This window comes from Nonomuraea sp. NPDC050153 (genome assembly GCF_044460125.1).
In the GTDB taxonomy this organism is placed as follows: domain Bacteria; phylum Actinomycetota; class Actinomycetes; order Streptosporangiales; family Streptosporangiaceae; genus Nonomuraea.
The window spans coordinates 618,558-635,288 of the sequence record NZ_JBITJQ010000003.1; the positions used below are offsets into that span (position 1 = coordinate 618,558).

Consider the following 16,731-nt stretch of genomic DNA (forward strand, 5'->3'; position numbering starts at 1 on the left):
CCGCTATTCGGTCCAGGCGGCCGTGGTGTCGAGGCGTTCGCGCCAGAGCTTCTCGCCCGGCCCGCCGGCCTCCCAGCGGGCGCAGAACTCGAGCAGGCCGCGGCAGCGCGCCACCATGGCCTCCTGGCGCTCCTCCCATGAGGGGACGGGCCCGTCGTACGCGGCGAAGAAGCGCGAGAGCAGCGGGACGTGCTCCGGATGGTGGGTTCGGATGATCCACTCGCACCACGCGAGGTCCTCGACCGGGCGCCCGGGGTGGGCCCACTCCCAGTCGAGGATCGCGGTCGTCCGGAACGTGGCCGGGTCGAACAGCATGTTCTGCGGGCCGAAGTCGCCGTGCGCGATGCCCAGCCGGTGGATGCCGGACAGGATCCGGCCGCACTCGGTGAGCACCTCGGCGGCGTGCCCCTCGTCGATGAGGTCCTGGCCGTGGACGCCGGAGACGAAGCGGGTGGTCAGGCTGGTCGAGGTGACCTCGTGAACACGGGGGACCGGGAGCCGGCCGCGCAGCCGGCGCAGGTATCTGCTCTCCGTGCCCAGCCGGAACGCCGCCTCCGGGCCCTGGTAGCACTTCACGACCAGGGCGCCGTCGCCGAATGTGCTGTTGGTGTACCCGTGCTTCACAAGGGTCGATTCTGGCCTACTCGCGCCCCTCCCAGACGCCCCGGCACGCTATCGAACGCGACTCCGATACACGATGTAAGGACGGAACAAATAGCCCAACGGGGCGGAAAGAGCGTGCACCAGGCGGCTGAACGGGAAAAGTACGAACAGCGCCATCCCGATGACCGTGTGCACCTTGTAAAGGACGTTGGCCTGACGCATCGCCGCAACGTCCGGCTGGAGCACGAAGACGCCGCGGAACCAGGGCGCGACCGTGGTCCGGTAGCTCACGTCGCTCGGCATGAACCCCGTGACCGTCGTCATCAGGCCCGCCACGATCGAGGCGGCCAGCACCGCGTACATCGTCTTGTCGTTGGCCGTGGTCGCCAGGAACACCGGGCCGGTGGCGCGGCGGCGGTAGATCAGTAGGCCCAGCCCCACCAGCGTGGCCAGGCCCGCGAGCCCGCCCCAGACGAGGGCGTTCGTGTGGTAGGCGGCGTTGGACATGCCGATCGCGTCGGTCCAGCTCATCGGGATGAGCAGGCCGGTCACGTGGCCGACGATCACGAAGATCAGGCCGTAGTGGAACATCGGGCTGGCCACGCGCAGCAGCCGGCTCTCGTAGAGCTGGGACGAGCGGGTCGTCCAGCCGAACTTGTCGTAGCGGTAGCGCCAGATCAGCCCGCCCACGAAGACCAGCAGGGTGAGGTACGGCAGGACCACCCAGAGCGTGCTCTCCGCCCAGCTCACAGGTAACCTCCCACGGTCTCGGCCGGCGGCCCGCTCCGGGCCAGGCGCGTGGTCAGCAGCCGCTCGGCGGCGGTGATCGGCGGCAGGGCCGCGCACACCGCGCCGATCACGTACGCGTACGGCGAGTCGCGGTCGGTCAGGGCCGTGAGCAGCAGCTCCAGCCCTGGCCTGTGCTCCTTGAGCAACTGGGCGCCCGAAGGATCGAGCGCGGCGAACTCCAGCATCACCGGCAGGAAGTCGGGCAGTTCGTCGTCCATCAGCTCCCACCCGGCCGCCCGGTAGCACTGCTTCAGCGCGGCCAGCGACCGGCCGCGGCGGCGGGTGTCGCCGTCGGCGTAGTAGGTGAGGTAGAGGCAGCAGCGCCGCTGCAGGTCGAACGTCTCCACGTAGTGCGCGGCCAGCTCGCCGGGCCCGAGGTCGGAGACGCGCGACAGGAACGGCCCGAAATGCGGCTCGGCGGCCTCCCTGATGAGCGGGAGCCGGTGCCAGAAGCGCTCGTCCGGATAGGCGAGGAGGTGGGCGGCGGCCTGCCAGATGAGAGCGCTGTTCATGACCTTCTCCTCTTGGGGCTCCTCTTGGGGCTCCGCTTGGTCGGGAACAGGCCGGCGGGGATGCCGCGGCCGTCCCAGTTGAGCAGGTTCACCCGGTTGTGGGTGAACCCTTCGCTGGTCTGGCGCTCCTTCAGGCCGTGGAAGGTCTCCACCGAGACCGGGACGGGCCGGCCCGACGCCTCGCCGAACGGGCCCTGCATGCCGGGCCCGCCGTCGTAGTCGAGACTGCAGCCGCCCTCCTCCACGACTCCGGGCGGGATGTTCCCGAAGGCGGCCGGGATCACGTAGCGCTCGTCGTACCTGGCCAACGCCAGCAGCCGGTACATGTCGCGTACCTCCTCCTCCGACAGGCCCGTGTCCACGAGGACGGGCGGCTCGCCCAGGTTGACCGCGCGCATGTACGAGCGCATCGCGGCCAGGCGGCGCAGCGCGGCGGTCACGGGCGTCCGGTCACCGGCCGCGAACAGCTCGGCCAGGTAGCCGACGGGGATGCGGAGCGACTCGATGGCGGCGAACAGGTTGACCGCGTCCTCGCCGTCGTGACCGCCCTCGGCGAGCGCGTCGACGACGGGGGAGAGCGGAGGGACGTACCAGACCATCGGGAGAGTGCGGTACTCCGGGTGCAGGGGCAGCGCCACCCGATATTTCTTGATCAAGTCGTACACCGGGGATCTCCGCGCGGCCTCCACCCAGTCGACGGGCAGGTCCGCGGCGTCGACCGCCGGATCGTTCGGGTCGATGAACAGGTCCAGCTGGGCCTCGTACAGGTCGCGCTCATTGGCGACCGAGGCGGCCGCCGCCACGCGGTCGGCGTCGTACAGCAGGACCCCGAGGTAGCGCAGGCGTCCGACGCAGGTCTCCGAGCAGACCGTCGGCAGGCCGACCTCCACGCGCGGATAGCAGAACGTGCACTTCTCCGCCTTGCCGGTCTTGTGGTTGAAGTACACCTTCTTGTACGGGCAGCCCGTCACGCACATGCGCCAGCCCCGGCACCTGTCCTGGTCCACCAGCACGATGCCGTCCTCGGCCCGCTTGTACAGGGCGCCCGACGGGCACGAGGCCACGCACGACGGGTTGAGGCAGTGCTCGCAGATGCGCGGCAGGTAGAACATGAACGCCTGCTCGAAGGCCAGTTTGACCTGGTCGGACACCTTGGCGAGCACGGGGTCGGGCGACGGGTCGCCGCCGAGGTCGTCGTCCCAGTTGGCGCTCCACTCGATCTTCGTGGGCTCGTTGCTGATGAGCGACCTGGGCGGCGCGACGGGGACGTCCTCGGAGAGGGGCGCCCTGGTGAGGTTCTCGTAGTCGTACGTCCAGGGTTCGTAGTAGTCCCGGAGCGAGGGCATGAGGGGGTTGGCGAAGATGGTGAGCAGCTTGCGGAGGCGGCCGCCCGCCCGGAGCTTGAGCCTGCCCCGCCTGTCGAGCGTCCAGCCGCCGCGCCAGCGGTCCTGGTCCTCGTAGCGCCTCGGGTAGCCCTGGCCGGGGCGGGTCTCGACGTTGTTGAACCAGACGTACTCGACGCCCGCCCGGTTGGTCCAGGTCTGCTTGCAGGTGACCGAGCAGGTGTGGCAGCCGATGCACTTGTCCAGGTTCATCACCATGGCGATCTGGGCCATGATCGTGGCCATCAGAAGCGCACCTCCTGTGATCTGCGGCGGATTGTGGTGATCTCGTCGCGCTGGTTGCCGGTGGGGCCGAAGTAGTTGAAGCCGTACGAGAGCTGGGCGTAGCCGCCGATCATGTGGGTGGGCTTGATGAGCACCCTGGTCAGCGCGTTGTGGATGCCGCCCCTGCGGCCGGTCGCCTCGGACTTGGGCACGTCGATCAGGCGCTCCTGCGCGTGGTACATGTACACCGTGCCCTTCGGCATGCGGTGCGAGACGATCGCCCTGGCCACGACCACGCCGTTGCGGTTGACCGCCTCGATCCAGTCGTTGTCCGCGATCCCGAGGCCGGCCGCGTCCTCGACGGACATCCAGATCGTCGGGCCGCCCCTCGACAGCGACAGCATGAGCAGGTTGTCCTGGAACTCGGAGTGGATCGACCACTTGCTGTGCGGGGTGAGGTAGCGCAGCGTGCCGGGCTCGCCGAACAGCGCCGCCAGATCCAGCGGCGGGCGGTAGACCGGCAACGACTCCCCGTACTCGTGCATCCAGTCGTGGTCGAGGAAGAAGTGCATGCGGCCGGTGAGCGTGTGCCAGGGCTTGCCGTTCTCGACGTTGATCGTGAAGGGGGAGTAGCGGCGCTCGCGCGACTCCTTGCCCGACCACTCGGGGCTGGCGGCGACGTGGACGGGCCCGGCCTGGGTGTCGGAGAAGACGATCCGGTGCCGCACGTCGACCAGGTCCTCGAAGTCGGCGCCGGTGCGCTCGGCGAGCTGCCTGAAACCCTGCGCGGCCAGCCTGCCGTTGCTGACGCCCGACAGCGCCAGGATCGTCTCGCACGCCTTGGCGTCGGTGTCGAGCTCCGGCCTGCCCTTGGCCACGCCGCGCGGCACCAGGCCGCACGCCTGGCCCAGCCAGGCCACCTCCTCGTCGGGCATGAACGTCACGCCCTTGACCGGGATGCCCAGCTTCTCCGTGAGGGGGCCGAGCGCGGCCAGCTTCTCGGCGATGGCGCCGTAGTCGCGCTCCACCACCTTGAGCTCGGGCCCGCCGCCCGTCGCCAGCTCGCCCGGGGTGTCGTGCTGGTACGCCGTCGCGACCACGTCCCTGCGTACGCCGAGGTGCTTCTCGCCGAGCCTGCTGAAGGCGCGGGCGATGGCATGAAACGCCGAAAAATCGGTCTTTGTCTGCCAGGGTGGGCTGATCGCCGGGTTGAACGCGTGCACGAACGGGTGCATGTCCGTGGACGACAGGTCGTGCTTCTCGTACCAGGTGGCGGCCGGCAGCACGATGTCGGAGAAGATCGTCGAGGACGTCATCCTGAAGTCGAGCGTGACCAGGAGGTCCAGCTTGCCGCTCGGGGCCCGCTCGTCGGGGTGCTCCAGGTTCGAGGTGGCGCCGAGGAGGTGGTGCTGGAAGTACTCGCTGCCCTTGGCGGAGGAGCCGAGGAGGTTCGAGCGCCAGAGCGTGAGCACGCGGGGCCAGTTGCGCGGGTCGTCCGGGCGTTCGGCGGCGAACCTGAGCCGGCCCGAGCGGAGCTCCTCGCGCGTGTAGGCGATGGGATCGTCGGCGTCGCCGAGCTCCAGCGGGTTGCGGTCGAAAGCCGGGGCCATCGGCATCCAGCCGTTCCTGACGGCCTCGGCCACCAGCTCCGCGGTGTGCTTGCCGCGGAACTTGCCGGGACCGAGAGGAGAGACCAGGTCGCCCGCGTCGAAGTGGTCGTAGCGCCACTGGTCGGTGTGCAGGTACCAGTACGGCGTGCCCGGGACCTGCCGCGGCGGCCGCGCCCAGTCGAGGGCGCCCGCCAGCAGCGCCCAGCCGCCCAGCGGCCGGCATTTCTCCTGGCCCACGTAGTGCGCCCAGCCGCCGCCGTTGCGGCCCTGGCAGCCGGTCAGCAGGAGGAGCGACAGGAACGCCCGGTAGATCGTGTCGCCGTGGAACCACTGCGTGGTGCCCGCCCCGAGGATGATCATGCAGCGGCCCCGGGTCGACTCGGCCGTCCTCGCGAACTCTCTGGCGATCTTCACCGCCCTCCGGGCGGGCACGCCCGTGATCTCCTCCTGCCAGGCCGGCGTGTACGGCTCCCCGGCGTCGTCGTAACCCGCCGGCCAGACGCCCGGGAGCCCGTCGCGCGCCACCCCGTACTGGGCCAGCAGCAGGTCGAACACCGTGGTCACCAGGTGGTCCCCGATCCGGGCCACCGGCACGCCCCTGCGCGCCGAATGGCCGCCGTCGAAGCGGGGCAGCAGGACCTCGGCCGGCTCGCCCCCGTACAGGGTGAGCTTGGGGTCGGTGCCGAGGTCGAGGTTCCAGCGGCCCTTGCCGGACTCGGTCCAGCGGAAGCCGACCGAGCCGTTCGGGACGACGGGCTCGCCGGTCTCCGACATGAGCACGGTCTTCCACTCGGCCGCCTCCTCCTGGGAGCCCAGGTCCTTGGCGGTGAGGAACCTGCCGGGCACGTACGCGCCCGCGCGCTCCTCCAGCCGGACGAGGAACGGCAGGTCGGTGAAGCGTTTGACGTAGTCGGTGAAGTAGGGCGTCCCGCGCTCGACGAAGAACTCCTTCAGCAGCACGTGCCCCATGGCCATGGCCAGCGCGCCGTCCGTGCCGGGCCGCACGCCGACGAACTCGTCGGCGAACTTGGCGGCGTCGCTGTAGTCGGGGGAGACCACGACGACCTTCTGACCCCGGTAGCGGGCCTCGGCCATCCAGTGCGCGTCGGGGGTGCGGGTGACGGGGACGTTCGCGCCCCACATGATCAGGTACGCGGCGTCCCACCAGTCGGCCGACTCCGGCACGTCGGTCTGGTCGCCGAACACCTGGGGGGAGGCCACGGGCAGGTCGGCGTACCAGTCGTAGAAGGAGAGCATGGTGCCGCCGATCAGCGACAGGAACCTGGCGCCGATGGCCTGGGAGACCATCGACATCGCGGGGATGGGGGAGAAGCCGGCGATCCGGTCGGGGCCGTACCTCTTGATGGTGTAGACGTGGGCGGCGGCGATCATCTCGGTGGCCAGGTCCCAGGTGACGCGGACGAGACCGCCGGTGCCTCGGGCGGACTGGTAGCGACGCCTTTTCAGCGGGTTTTTCATGACATATGCCCATGCGTCCACCGGGTCGCCGTTGAGGCGTTTCTTCGCCTCCAGGTACATCTCGACGAGGACACCCCGGGCGTACGGGTAGCGGACCCGGGTGGGCGAGTAGGTGTACCAGGAGAAGGCGGCGCCGCGCGGGCAGCCGCGCGGCTCGTACTCGGGACGGTCGGGGCCCACGCTCGGGTAGTCGGTCTCCTGCGCCTCCCAGGTGATGATGCCGTCCTTGACGAACACCTTCCAGGAGCACGAGCCCGTGCAGTTCACGCCGTGCGTCGAGCGGACCACCTTGTCGTGGCTCCATCGGTCGCGGTAGAAGATGTCTCCCTCGACGCCGCCCTTCAGGTAGATGGTGTGCAGATCGGCGCTGGTGACCGACCTGCGCAGATAGCGACCGGTCTTCAGCAGAAGCTCCTCCGCACTCATACCCCCACTTCATCACAGATAGTGACCCTCTGTTACACAGGGTGCATGTCTGAGCTTCGTAAAGGTCAGGTGTCGAACCTGGCCCTGGCCACTGCGGCGTTCGCGGTGACGTTCTGGGCGTGGAACCTCATCGGGCCCCTGGCCGGGGGCTACAGCAGGCAGTTGGGGCTCTCGCCGACCCAGACCTCTCTGCTGGTGGCGATTCCGGTGGTGGTCGGGTCACTGGGGCGGATCCCGGTCGGGGTGCTGACCGACCGGCTCGGCGGGCGGCGGATGTTCGCGGCCGTCTGCTTCGTGTCGATCGTGCCCGTGCTCTTCGTCGGGTGGTCCGCTTCGTACGGGTGGCTGCTGTTCTGGGGGTTCCTGCTGGGGATCCCCGGGACGTCGTTCGCGGTCGGCGTCCCGTTCGTGAACGCCTGGTACGAGCCCGCGCGCCGGGGGTTCGCCACCGGGGTCTTCGGAGCGGGCATGGGCGGGACTGCGCTGTCCTCGTTCTTCACACCGCGGCTGGTGGAGGGCTTCGGGCGGCCCGCGGCTCATGTGCTGATGGCGGCGGTGCTGGCGCTGATGGGGGTGATCGTGCTGGGCGGGAGCCGGGACTCGCCCGCGTGGTCCGCCGCCACCGCGCCGGCCCTGCCCAGGATGCGGGAGGCGGTGCGCATCAAGGCGACCTGGCAATGTGCCTTCCTCTATGCGGTGACTTTTGGTGGCTTCGTGGCTTTCTCCACTTATCTGCCGACATTGCTGCAGAACGTGTACCGCTTCGCCCAGACCGATGCCGGGCTGCGTACGGCCGGGTTCGCGATCGCGGCGGTGGTGTCGAGGCCGCTGGGCGGGGCGCTCTCCGACAGGATCGGGCCGGCCAGGGTGCTGTTCGTCGCGCTCGGAGGGACGGTGGTGATGGCGCTGGTGCTGGCCCTGCGGCCGCCGCCGGAGGTGCCCGCCGGGGCGAGCTTCGTGCTCATGGCGTTCTTCCTGGGCCTCGGGACCGGCGGCGTGTTCGCCCTGGTGGCCAAGCTGGTGGAGGCGCCCAGGGTGGGGACGGTGACCGGGCTCGTCGGGGCCGCCGGAGGGCTGGGCGGGTACTTCCCGCCGCTCGTGATGGGGGTCGTGTACGCCATGACGGGGGCGTACACGATCGGGTATTTGCTGCTGGCGGTGACTGCGCTGGTGGCGCTCGCGTACACGTACCGGGCGTTCCGGATGCTTTGAGGAGCGGTTTTAGTACGTTCCAGCTGCTCGAAAACCGTTTGCCGAGCCGGGGTGCGCCTTGTCAACCTTGTCAGGCCATGCGCTCCCTTCCTGAAGCCGATCCCGGCGTGCCCGACATCCGCAGCCCGCTCCGCTACCTGTGGTGGAACGCGCGGCGGCAGTCGGCCACCCTTCTCATGGGCATCGGCTTCGCCATCCTGTGGTGGCTGGTGCAGGCCCTGATGCCGGCGGTGCTCGGGAAGGGCATCGACGCCGTCACCGCGAAGGACACCCGGGGGCTGCTGCTCTGGGCGTCGGTCCTGTTCGGCCTGGGGCTGATGCAGGCGTTCACCGGGATCATGCGGCATCGGATGGCCGTCTACAACTGGCTGGCCGCCGCCTACCGCACCGTGCAGGTGACCGCACGGCAGTCCGCCAGGCTGGGCGCCACGCTGCCGAAACGGCTCTCGACCGGCGAGGTCGTCAGTGTCGGCAATTCCGACATCGCCCACATCGGCAACTCCATCGACATCCTGCTGCGCGGCACCGGCTCCATCGTGGCCATCGTCACCGTCACCGTGATCCTCATCTCGACCTCGCTGCCGCTCGGGCTGCTGGTCCTGTTCGGCGTGCCGCTCATGGCCGTGGCCGTGGGGCCGCTGCTCAGGCCCCTGCACAAGCGCCAGGCCAGGCAGCGCGAGCTGGCCGGCGACCTGTCCACCAGGGCCGCCGACATCGTGGCGGGGCTGCGGGTGCTGCGCGGGATCGGCGGGGAGCAGGTGTTCACCGACCGCTACCGGGCCGAGTCGCAGCGGGTCCGGCAGGCCGGCGTGGGCGTGGCCAGGGTCGAGTCGGTGCTCGAAGGCGCCCAGATCGTGCTGCCCGGCCTGCTCATCGCGCTCGTCACCGGCATCGGCGCCTCGTTCGCCGCCGCCGGGGAGATCCCCATCGGGCAGCTCGTCGCGTTCTACCTCTACGCGGTCTTCCTGATCGGCCCGATGCGGACGCTCACCGAGGCCGCCGACAAGCTCACCAAGGGCCACGTGGCCGCCGGTCGCGTGATCCGGATCCTGTCCATCCAGCCCGAGGTCACCGGCGGCACCGGGGCCAGCGCGGGCGGCGTGCTGCGCGACTCCTACAGCGGCGTGACCCTCCAGCCCGGCTGCCTCACGGCGGTCGCGGCCGACACCCCCGAGGACGCCATCGCCATCGCCGACCGGCTCGGCCGCTACGCCGACGGCGACGTCACCTTCGGGGCGGCCGACCTGTCCACGCTGCCCATCGACGAGGTCCGCGCCCGCGTCCTGGTCGCCGACAACGGCGCCCGGCTGTTCACCGGCCGCCTGCGCGACGAGCTCGACGTGCGTGGCGGCGCCACCGACGAGCGACTGCGCGACGCCCTGCGCGCGGCCTGCGCCGAGGACATCGTGGAGGCGCTGCCCGACGGCCTGTCGACCACCGTGGCCGAGGCGGGGCGGGAGTTCTCGGGTGGGCAGCAGCAGCGGCTGCGCCTGGTCAGGGCGCTGCTTTCCGACCCGGAGGTGCTCATCCTGGTCGAGCCCACCAGCGCCGTCGACGCCCACAGCGAGGCCCGCATCGCCGAGCGCCTGGTCGAGGCCAGGGCCGGCCGGACCACGCTGATCTGCACGACCAGCCCGCTGGTGCTCGACCGTACCGACCACGTCATTTACGTGGAGGGCGGGCGGGTGCTCGCGGAGGGCACGCACCGGCAACTTCTGGACAGCTCGCCGGAGTACGCCGCCACCGTGACCCGCGGAGAGGACTGACCCATGCTCCGGACCCGCGGAAACCACTGCCCCCTGCCCACTTCGGGCACTCGGCTCCCAGGAAGGCTCCGCTCCTCCGGCACGCCGCGCCCCGGCTGCTTTCGTACGGCGCTCCGGCACGCCGGAGCCCCCAGCGGCCGGGGCCTCTGGGGCCCTTGGGGCTTCTGGGGGCGAGTCCAATCGACAAGGTGCACATTCGGGACACTCGGGGAGAGGTAAAGCAGGATGGCTCGCGAGATCTTGCCGGTCGCCGACCGAAAACAGGTTCGCGCCTACGCCAGGCGCCTCACGCTCCGCTACCCACGCCGGCTCACGATCGCGCTGGCCCTGCACGGCCTGGCGGCGGTCGCGGGCCTGGTGGTGCCGTGGCAGCTCGGCGCCCTGGTGGAGGACGTCCAGTACGGCGTCGAGGTCAACATCGCCGTCGTGGCCGCCGCCATCGGGGGCTTCCTGCTGCTGCAGGGAACGCTCATGCGGTACGCCGTGCTGGCCTCCGCCAAGCTCGGCGAGAAGGTGCTGGCGGAGCTGCGCGAGGAGTTCGTGGACCGGGTGCTCGGGCTGCCGCTGTCCACGGTCGAGCGGGCCGGATCCGGCGACCTGATCACCCGTACCTCCCGCGACGTGGACTCGCTTTCCCGCACCGTGCGGAACGCCGTCCCGGAAACGCTGATCGCCCTGGTCACCTTCTTCATCACGGTCGGCGCGCTGCTGCTGGTCAGCCCGCTGCTCATGCTGCCCATGCTGATCGCCGGGCCGGTGATCTGGGTCTCCACCCGCTGGTACCTGAAGCGGGCCCGAGACGGCTACCTCCGCGAGAACGCCGCCTATGCCGACATGACGGAAGGGCTGGCCGAAACCGTCGAGGGTGCCCGTGCCGTGGAAGCGCTCGGCCTGCACGCGCGCCGCCGAGCGCGTACCGACGGCGACATCAGCCGCTCCTACGCGGCCGAACGGTACACACTCGGGCTCCGCACGATGTGGTTCCCCGCAGTCGAGCTGGGCTACGTGATCCCGGTGGTGACCACACTGCTGGTCGGGGGCCTGTTCTACACCAACGGCTGGGTCGCGCTCTCCCAGGTGGCCACCGCCACGCTCTACGCGCAGCAGCTGATCGACCCGCTGGACAGGTTCCTGATGTGGATCGACGAGCTGCAGGTGGGCGGGGCCTCCATGGCCCGGCTGCTGGGCGTGGCCAACGTGCCCGACGACCGGGCGGCCGGCTCCTCGCGTCCCTCCGGCGAGCTCCTGGAGGCGTCCGACGTCCGCTACGCGTACCGCGAGGGCCGGGACGTGCTGCACGGCGTGTCCCTGACCGTCCGGCCCGGCGAACGGCTCGCCATGGTGGGCCCTTCGGGGGCCGGAAAGTCCACGCTGGGCCGGTTGCTGGCGGGCATCCACGGGCCACGTACCGGATCGGTGTCGGTGGGCGGAGTCCCGCTCGTGGACCTGCCACTGGACGAGCTGCGGGGGCACGTGGCGCTGGTGACGCAGGAACACCACGTCTTCAAGGGCTCGCTGCGCGACAACCTGCTGATCGCCCGCCCGGACGCCTCCGACTCGGCCGTACGCCAGGCGCTCGAGGCGGTGGACGCCCTCGACTGGGTCCTGGCCCTGCCTGAGGGTCTGGAGGCGGAGGTGGGCTCCGGCGGCCTGGCGGTGTCGCCCGCCCAGGCGCAGCAACTCGCCCTGGCCCGCCTGGTGCTCGCCGACCCGCACACCCTGGTCCTGGACGAGGCCACCTCCCTCATCGACCCGCGCGCGGCCCGTCACCTCGAACGCTCGCTGGCCGCCGTCCTGGACGGCCGCACAGTGATCGCAATCGCCCACCGGCTCTACACGGCCCACGACGCCGATCGGGTGGCAGTCGTGGAGGACGGCCGGATCAGCGAGCTGGGCTCGCATGACGAGCTGGTGACGGAAGGCGGCTCATACGCCGCCCTTTGGAGCAGCTGGCACGGCACCCCAACCACCACCACCCGCTCCTGACCCACCAAGCCGCCAACCCCTGGCCCGGACACCCTCATCACCGATCACCACCAGACCACCCACCCACCCTTCCAGGAAACAACCAACCCAGCCCAGCCCCGCGCCCAGGTGTCAGGCGGCGGGGCTGCATGGGCCCGGCCGGGACGTTGGGTGGGGTCGCGCTGGGACGTTTGGCGGTATGGCGGCTCATGCGCTGTGCCCAGGCGTCAGGTGGAGGAGCGTGTGCGCCCCGGCCGGAACGTTGGGTGGGGTGGCCCTGAGGTGTGTGCGTCCTGACCGGAACTCTCAGTGGGGCCGCGCTGGGATGTCAGATGGTGAGATGGTGGCCCATGCGCCGCACCGGGCGTAAGGCAGCGCCGGACGGGCATTCGGGCAAATGGTGGCTAATGGGGGCTCATGCTACGGGTACCCAGGTCGGGCCGTTGGCGGTGTTGCTGTCGACGCGGCCGAACACCACGTCGGCGAAGTGCACGCCGAAGCCGATCGTGTCCGGGCGTTGCAGCTCGTTGACCAGCCGGTGCCGGTGCACCGTCGACTCCACCGAGTCCAGGTCCACACCGGCGAACCAGTCGGGGCGCCGGATCTGGGCTGAGGAGTGCAGGGCGTCGCCGAACGCGATCAACCGCCGGCCGCCGGACGTGATCGTGTACGTGGTGTGCCCGAACGTATGCCCAGGCGCCAGCGCCACCCGAACTCCCGGGAAGATCTCCTCGCCGTCCCGCACGGTACGCACCCGGGCCGCCAGCGTGGCGAGCATCTCGTCGGTCGTCCCCTGCTCAAGGCTCAGCTGCCGCTGCTCCCACTCGGGCTCGGAGATCAGGTAGTCGGCCTCGGTGAACGCGGGACGGCCGCTGCCGGGCGCGGGGTGCCAGGCCCAGCCGAGGTGGTCGAGGTGGAGGTGTGTGAAGGCCACCGCCTCGATCTCGTTGGGTCGGCGGCCCAGCTTGGCGAGGTTGTCGAGCAGGTCACCACCACGGATGGCGCCGATCTTCGGGTTCTCCGGATCGTCGGGTAGGGACACCGGCCCCACTCCGGCATCGATCAACAGGGCCCTCTCCCCGTACTCCACCAGCAGCCCGCCAATGCTCCCCACGAGGTTCCCCGTGTGGTCGAGGAAGGCGGCGTTGTCCTGCCAGTCCTGCTCCGTCGTCCTGAGCAACCACCCGTACGGCTTGAGCTGCACCGCGCCGTCAGGCACATAACTGATCCTGAGGTCGCCGAGCTGCAGGGAACGGACAGTGGACGGCCGACGCAGACGCTCTTCATAGTCGTTCATGGCAGAGAAACTTACAACTAGAACTATTAAAGCTGCAAATATGCATGCTTGAGCTATCCTGATTGATGTGAAGTCGCCCGAGCCCGCTACCACCGCCGCCGCCAGCAGCGCCACTACCAACGCTCCCACCACCGGCGCTCCCACTAGTAGCGCTGCCACCAGCGGCGCTGCCACCAGCGACAGTGCGGAGCGCGCCATTGCCGAGCGGAACCTGTGCGGTCTCGTCGGCGCCTTGGCCAAGCAGATCGAGGGCCATATCAGGGAGCGGGCGGGGTCGCTGGACCTGACGGCGGCCCAGGCAGTGGCGCTGCGCGAGCTCACCGGCCCGATGACCATGCGCGACCTGGCCGATCGGATGAGCTGCGAGCCGTCGAACGCCACGTTCGTCGTCGACCGCCTGGAGGAGCAGGGCATCGTCGAACGACGCCCGCACCCCAGCGACCGCCGGGCCAAGCTACTCTTGCTGACCTCCGAAGGCGCCGCACTCCGCGAGCGGTTGATGGACCTGCTCACGGAGGCCTCACCCTTGGCCCGGCTCACGTCGGAAGAGCAGACCATCCTGAACGAACTGTTGACGCGGGTAGTGCGATAACCGAGTGCTCGCCGGGCGATTCGGACTCCGCCTTCGACACACCAACCGGCACGGGTCTCGGTCCGGGGCCCCGGTCCCCGTCCTGGTTCCTGGTTGTCTGGCCGTGTCGGCACGACCACCCGCCGGCGCTGGTACAGCTGCCCCGCCCCCGGGCTGGCGATGCCAGTACAGCCCTCGGTACCGCTACAGCCCTTGGCGCGGTCCTTGGCGCCCGGTACGGCCCTCGGTACTGGTTCGGCCTACGGTCCGAGGTGGGGTCAGCATTGGGTTTTGGTCGGGGGGAGGGTGCGGTCGGTGAAGTAGCGGTTGATGTGGTCGCGGGCGCAGGGGTTGGCGCCGTACAGGGTGTGGCCGGGGCCCTCGTGGCGGATGACGGCGCTGCCGGGCACCTGGGCGAGGACGCGGGTCACCGCGTCCGACTCGCCCCAGGCGCCTGCTCCCAGCATCGGTGGGAGGCCCTTGGGGAGAGGGGCGGGTGGGTTGCTGACCGGCTGGGGCCAGCCGATGCAGCCCAGGGTCGCTGAGGCGAGGGTGTTGGCGGTGCCGGTGTTGGGGGCCACGCGTTGCACGCGCTTGATGGCGGCGGTCATCTCCTTGCGGTTGGCGAAGCGGGGCCAGTCAGCGCATTCGGTGACGCCTGTGGTCTGGTCGGGGTAGCGGGCGCCTCGTTGCGGGACGAAGTCCGAGGCGTCACCATTGGCGGCCTTGCGGATCGCCTGGGCCAGCTTGGGCCAGGCGGTGGTGCCCTGGCGGGCCAGCCCCAGGGCGAAGCTCTGCAGGTCGCGGGTCCGGTAGGCGACGTTGGCGGTCTTCGTGGGGATGGGGAAGCGGTTGGCGCGGGCGATCAGCGTGCGCCAGAGGGCGGGGACGTCCGCGCAGTCGTTCGCGGCGCACCAGGTGAAGAAGCGCTGCAGGGACTGCTCGTTGGACCTGGCCGCCGCTTCCAGCTCGCGCTCCCAATCGGCGGCGCTGTGGTTCAGCGTGCCGTCGAGGACCATCGTGCGGATCTTGTCTGGGAAGAGGCGGGCATATGCCTGGCCGTAGAAGCCCGCGTAGGAAGCGCCGTAGTAGTTGAGCTTGTCGTCGCCGAGGGCCTTTCTGATCGCCTCCATGTCTCTGGCCTGGTCTGCCGAGCTCATGTTGGCGAACAGCTCCGGGTCCTTGAGCCGGCAGGCCTCGCCGTAGCCGCGGTTGGTGTCGGACAGGCGGCCGAAGTCGGCGTCGTCGCGGGGCGGGTCAGGGATGGGGACGCGGGTCCAGGCGCACTGCAGGCCCGTGCTGAGGCCCCCGAACTGCTCGCCGTAGCCGCGGGTGTCCCACGTGACGATGTCCATGCGTTCGCGGAGCTTGGTCCACCACTCGGGGATGGACTGCGTGAGACCGATGCCGGGGCCGCCAGGACCGCCGTAGGCCACCAGGACCGAGCCTTCCGATTTGCCGGTGGCCTTCAGACGGCCCAGCTTGAGGGTGATCTTGCGGCCGTCCGGCTTCTGCCAGTCGGCCGGGACCTGGAGGTCGCCGCACTCCATGCCGATCTTGTCGTTGGGGCAGGTCTGCCACTGCTGCGGCCCGCTGGCGGCGGCTGTCGCAGCGGACGCCGAGGCGGGCGGCAAGGTCCCCATGCCCAGCAAGGCCAGGGTGATGGTGAGGGGCTTGAGCATGGCGTTCACGATGCCGGAGGGGCAGGCGGGACCGCGTCGGACCACGGTTTGGTCTTTTGGGGGCGGGAGTCGTACCAGGGGTTGTCAGACCGCTGCCACCTCGACCGTTTCATGTTGATATTTCAGGATGGAGGTGGTTTGTGGGTGCAATGGGTCTTGCGGTGGTGGGGTGGCGTTGTCACGATCGACGGCGTGAGCAAATGGCAGTGGGTCTGGGAAGGCGTGCTCGGGGTCGTCACGGTGCTGGGGCTGGGGATGGTCCTGTTCACCGCTCCCAGCGCGCACCTGCTGAGCATCCTCGCCTCCTCCGCGCCACTCGGTCTGGTCGCCGTGGCGCTCTCCCTGTCGCTGCGCACCGGCACGCCCAACCTGGCTGTGGGCGCCGTGTCCGCGCTGTCCGGAGTTCTCATCGCCTCCGTGGTGGTCTTCCTCGGCATGCCGCTGGTCGTCGGGCTGCTCCTCGTACTCGTGCTCGCCGCGCTCTCCGGGCTGGTCATGGGGGCGTTCACGGTGCTGCTGGCGGCCCCGTCCTGGGTGGTCACGCTCGCCGCCGCAGTGGTCTGCGACGCGCTGTCGCTCGCGTTCAGCCAGGCCAGAACGGTTATCCTGCCGCAGCCGCCGTCACTCTCGCCCGTGGTGGGGTTCGCGGTGTTCGCCGTCGTCTCGGTGGCGGGCGGGCTGTTGTGGGCGCGGCGGGGGTTCCGGGAGTGGCTGACCAAGGGGTGGGCCGGCCCGCTCGTCGGGCTGACCGGGTCCTGTGTGCTGGCCGCTCTGGGCGGGTTCATGCTGCTGTTACGGCTGGGAGCGGCGCAGCCGGGCTCTCAGGGGCTGTTCGCCGTCGTGTTCGCGCTGGCCGCTGTGCTGCTGGGCGGCACCAGTGCGTCGAGCACGGCCGGGCTCACGGGCGCTTCAAGTGCGACCGGGCTCCTGGGCGGCACCAGCGCGTCGGGCACGGCCGTCCTCGGCGGCGCGTCGAGTGAGGCCGCCCTCGCGGGTGGTGCCAAGGCGACGGGTACGGAAGTCATGGGCGCGGCGACCGGCGAAGGACGTGGAGCGGTCGCCGGCACGCTGCTCGCCGTCCTCATCCTGGCGATCACGCAGGGCGAACTTGCCCTGATGAACGCCCCCACGTACATCACCATGATCGTCCTGGGTGGTGTGGTGATCGCCGGTCTGACCGTGTCCAGAGCGCTCGACGCCCTGCGCCAGTAG

Annotated in this window: 12 protein-coding genes; 5 read left to right on the forward strand and 7 right to left on the reverse strand. The window is 70.2% G+C overall.

Features of this window, described 5'->3' with window-relative positions:
- Positions 1-3: 3 nt before the first annotated feature.
- The 5 genes from ACIBQ1_RS11405 to ACIBQ1_RS11425 are packed head-to-tail and all read right to left on the reverse strand — an operon-like array spanning position 4 to position 7,026.
- Positions 4-624, reverse strand: coding sequence for a phosphotransferase (locus ACIBQ1_RS11405; protein ID WP_397276538.1), 621 nt, complete (start codon positions 622-624; stop codon positions 4-6).
- Between the two features lie 48 nt (positions 625-672).
- Positions 673-1,353: a respiratory nitrate reductase subunit gamma gene (narI, locus tag ACIBQ1_RS11410; RefSeq protein ID WP_397276539.1), complete on the reverse strand. Its 681-nt coding sequence runs from the start codon at positions 1,351-1,353 to the stop codon at positions 673-675.
- Positions 1,350-1,904, reverse strand: coding sequence for a nitrate reductase molybdenum cofactor assembly chaperone (gene narJ, locus ACIBQ1_RS11415; protein ID WP_397276541.1), 555 nt, complete (start codon positions 1,902-1,904; stop codon positions 1,350-1,352). Before narJ ends, narI begins: the two co-directional genes overlap by 4 nt.
- Positions 1,901-3,532 carry a nitrate reductase subunit beta gene (gene narH / locus ACIBQ1_RS11420; protein ID WP_397276543.1) on the reverse strand — a complete coding sequence of 544 codons (1,632 nt, stop codon included), beginning with the start codon at positions 3,530-3,532 and terminating at the stop codon, positions 1,901-1,903. Before narH ends, narJ begins: the two co-directional genes overlap by 4 nt.
- Positions 3,532-7,026, reverse strand: coding sequence for a nitrate reductase subunit alpha (locus ACIBQ1_RS11425; RefSeq protein ID WP_397276544.1), 3,495 nt, complete (start codon positions 7,024-7,026; stop codon positions 3,532-3,534). The genes narH and ACIBQ1_RS11425 overlap by 1 nt, the downstream gene beginning before the upstream one ends.
- A gap of 45 nt (positions 7,027-7,071) precedes the next feature.
- On the opposite strand from ACIBQ1_RS11425, the gene ACIBQ1_RS11430 reads away from it, so the two are divergent.
- The 3 genes from ACIBQ1_RS11430 (at position 7,072) to ACIBQ1_RS11440 (ending at position 11,990) form a co-directional block, all read left to right on the forward strand.
- The gene (locus ACIBQ1_RS11430) at positions 7,072-8,238 is read left to right on the forward strand and encodes a nitrate/nitrite transporter (RefSeq protein WP_397276546.1); all 1,167 of its coding nucleotides are present in this window, start codon (positions 7,072-7,074) and stop codon (positions 8,236-8,238) included.
- A 77-nt stretch (positions 8,239-8,315) separates the two neighbouring features.
- Positions 8,316-10,004: an ABC transporter ATP-binding protein gene (locus tag ACIBQ1_RS11435; RefSeq protein WP_397276548.1), complete on the forward strand. Its 1,689-nt coding sequence runs from the start codon at positions 8,316-8,318 to the stop codon at positions 10,002-10,004.
- A gap of 225 nt (positions 10,005-10,229) precedes the next feature.
- A complete protein-coding gene (locus tag ACIBQ1_RS11440) occupies positions 10,230-11,990 on the forward strand; it encodes an ABC transporter ATP-binding protein (protein WP_397276550.1) in 1,761 nt (586 codons plus the stop codon).
- Positions 11,991-12,384: 394 nt separating this feature from the next.
- Here ACIBQ1_RS11440 and ACIBQ1_RS11445 read toward each other — a convergent pair whose 3' ends face one another.
- Positions 12,385-13,266 carry an MBL fold metallo-hydrolase gene (locus tag ACIBQ1_RS11445; protein WP_397276552.1) on the reverse strand — a complete coding sequence of 294 codons (882 nt, stop codon included), beginning with the start codon at positions 13,264-13,266 and terminating at the stop codon, positions 12,385-12,387.
- 67 nt (positions 13,267-13,333) lie between these two features.
- On the opposite strand from ACIBQ1_RS11445, the gene ACIBQ1_RS11450 reads away from it, so the two are divergent.
- Entirely contained in the window at positions 13,334-13,858 is a 525-nt protein-coding gene (locus ACIBQ1_RS11450; protein ID WP_397276553.1) for a MarR family winged helix-turn-helix transcriptional regulator, read from the forward strand.
- A gap of 257 nt (positions 13,859-14,115) precedes the next feature.
- On the opposite strand, the gene ACIBQ1_RS11455 is transcribed toward ACIBQ1_RS11450, so the two are convergent.
- The gene (locus ACIBQ1_RS11455) at positions 14,116-15,519 is read right to left on the reverse strand and encodes an alpha/beta fold hydrolase (RefSeq protein WP_397276555.1); all 1,404 of its coding nucleotides are present in this window, start codon (positions 15,517-15,519) and stop codon (positions 14,116-14,118) included.
- A 192-nt stretch (positions 15,520-15,711) separates the two neighbouring features.
- Here ACIBQ1_RS11455 and ACIBQ1_RS11460 point away from each other — a divergent pair, with 192 nt between their 5' ends.
- Complete coding sequence (locus ACIBQ1_RS11460; protein ID WP_397276556.1) at positions 15,712-16,731, forward strand: hypothetical protein; 1,020 nt, start codon at positions 15,712-15,714, stop codon at positions 16,729-16,731.

What these genes read in the sequence shown, in the direction of transcription:
- ACIBQ1_RS11455 (WP_397276555.1), bottom strand. Translation starts at nt 15,519, where the DNA reads ATGCTCAAGCCCCTCACCATCACCCTGGCCTTGCTGGGCATGGGGACC.
- ACIBQ1_RS11445 (WP_397276552.1), bottom strand. Translation starts at nt 13,266, where the DNA reads ATGAACGACTATGAAGAGCGTCTGCGTCGGCCGTCCACTGTCCGTTCC.
- narJ (WP_397276541.1), bottom strand. Translation starts at nt 1,904, where the DNA reads ATGAACAGCGCTCTCATCTGGCAGGCCGCCGCCCACCTCCTCGCCTAT.
- ACIBQ1_RS11425 (WP_397276544.1), bottom strand. Translation starts at nt 7,026, where the DNA reads ATGAGTGCGGAGGAGCTTCTGCTGAAGACCGGTCGCTATCTGCGCAGG.
- ACIBQ1_RS11430 (WP_397276546.1), top strand. Translation starts at nt 7,072, where the DNA reads ATGTCTGAGCTTCGTAAAGGTCAGGTGTCGAACCTGGCCCTGGCCACT.
- ACIBQ1_RS11435 (WP_397276548.1), top strand. Translation starts at nt 8,316, where the DNA reads ATGCGCTCCCTTCCTGAAGCCGATCCCGGCGTGCCCGACATCCGCAGC.
- ACIBQ1_RS11440 (WP_397276550.1), top strand. Translation starts at nt 10,230, where the DNA reads ATGGCTCGCGAGATCTTGCCGGTCGCCGACCGAAAACAGGTTCGCGCC.
- narH (WP_397276543.1), bottom strand. Translation starts at nt 3,532, where the DNA reads ATGGCCACGATCATGGCCCAGATCGCCATGGTGATGAACCTGGACAAG.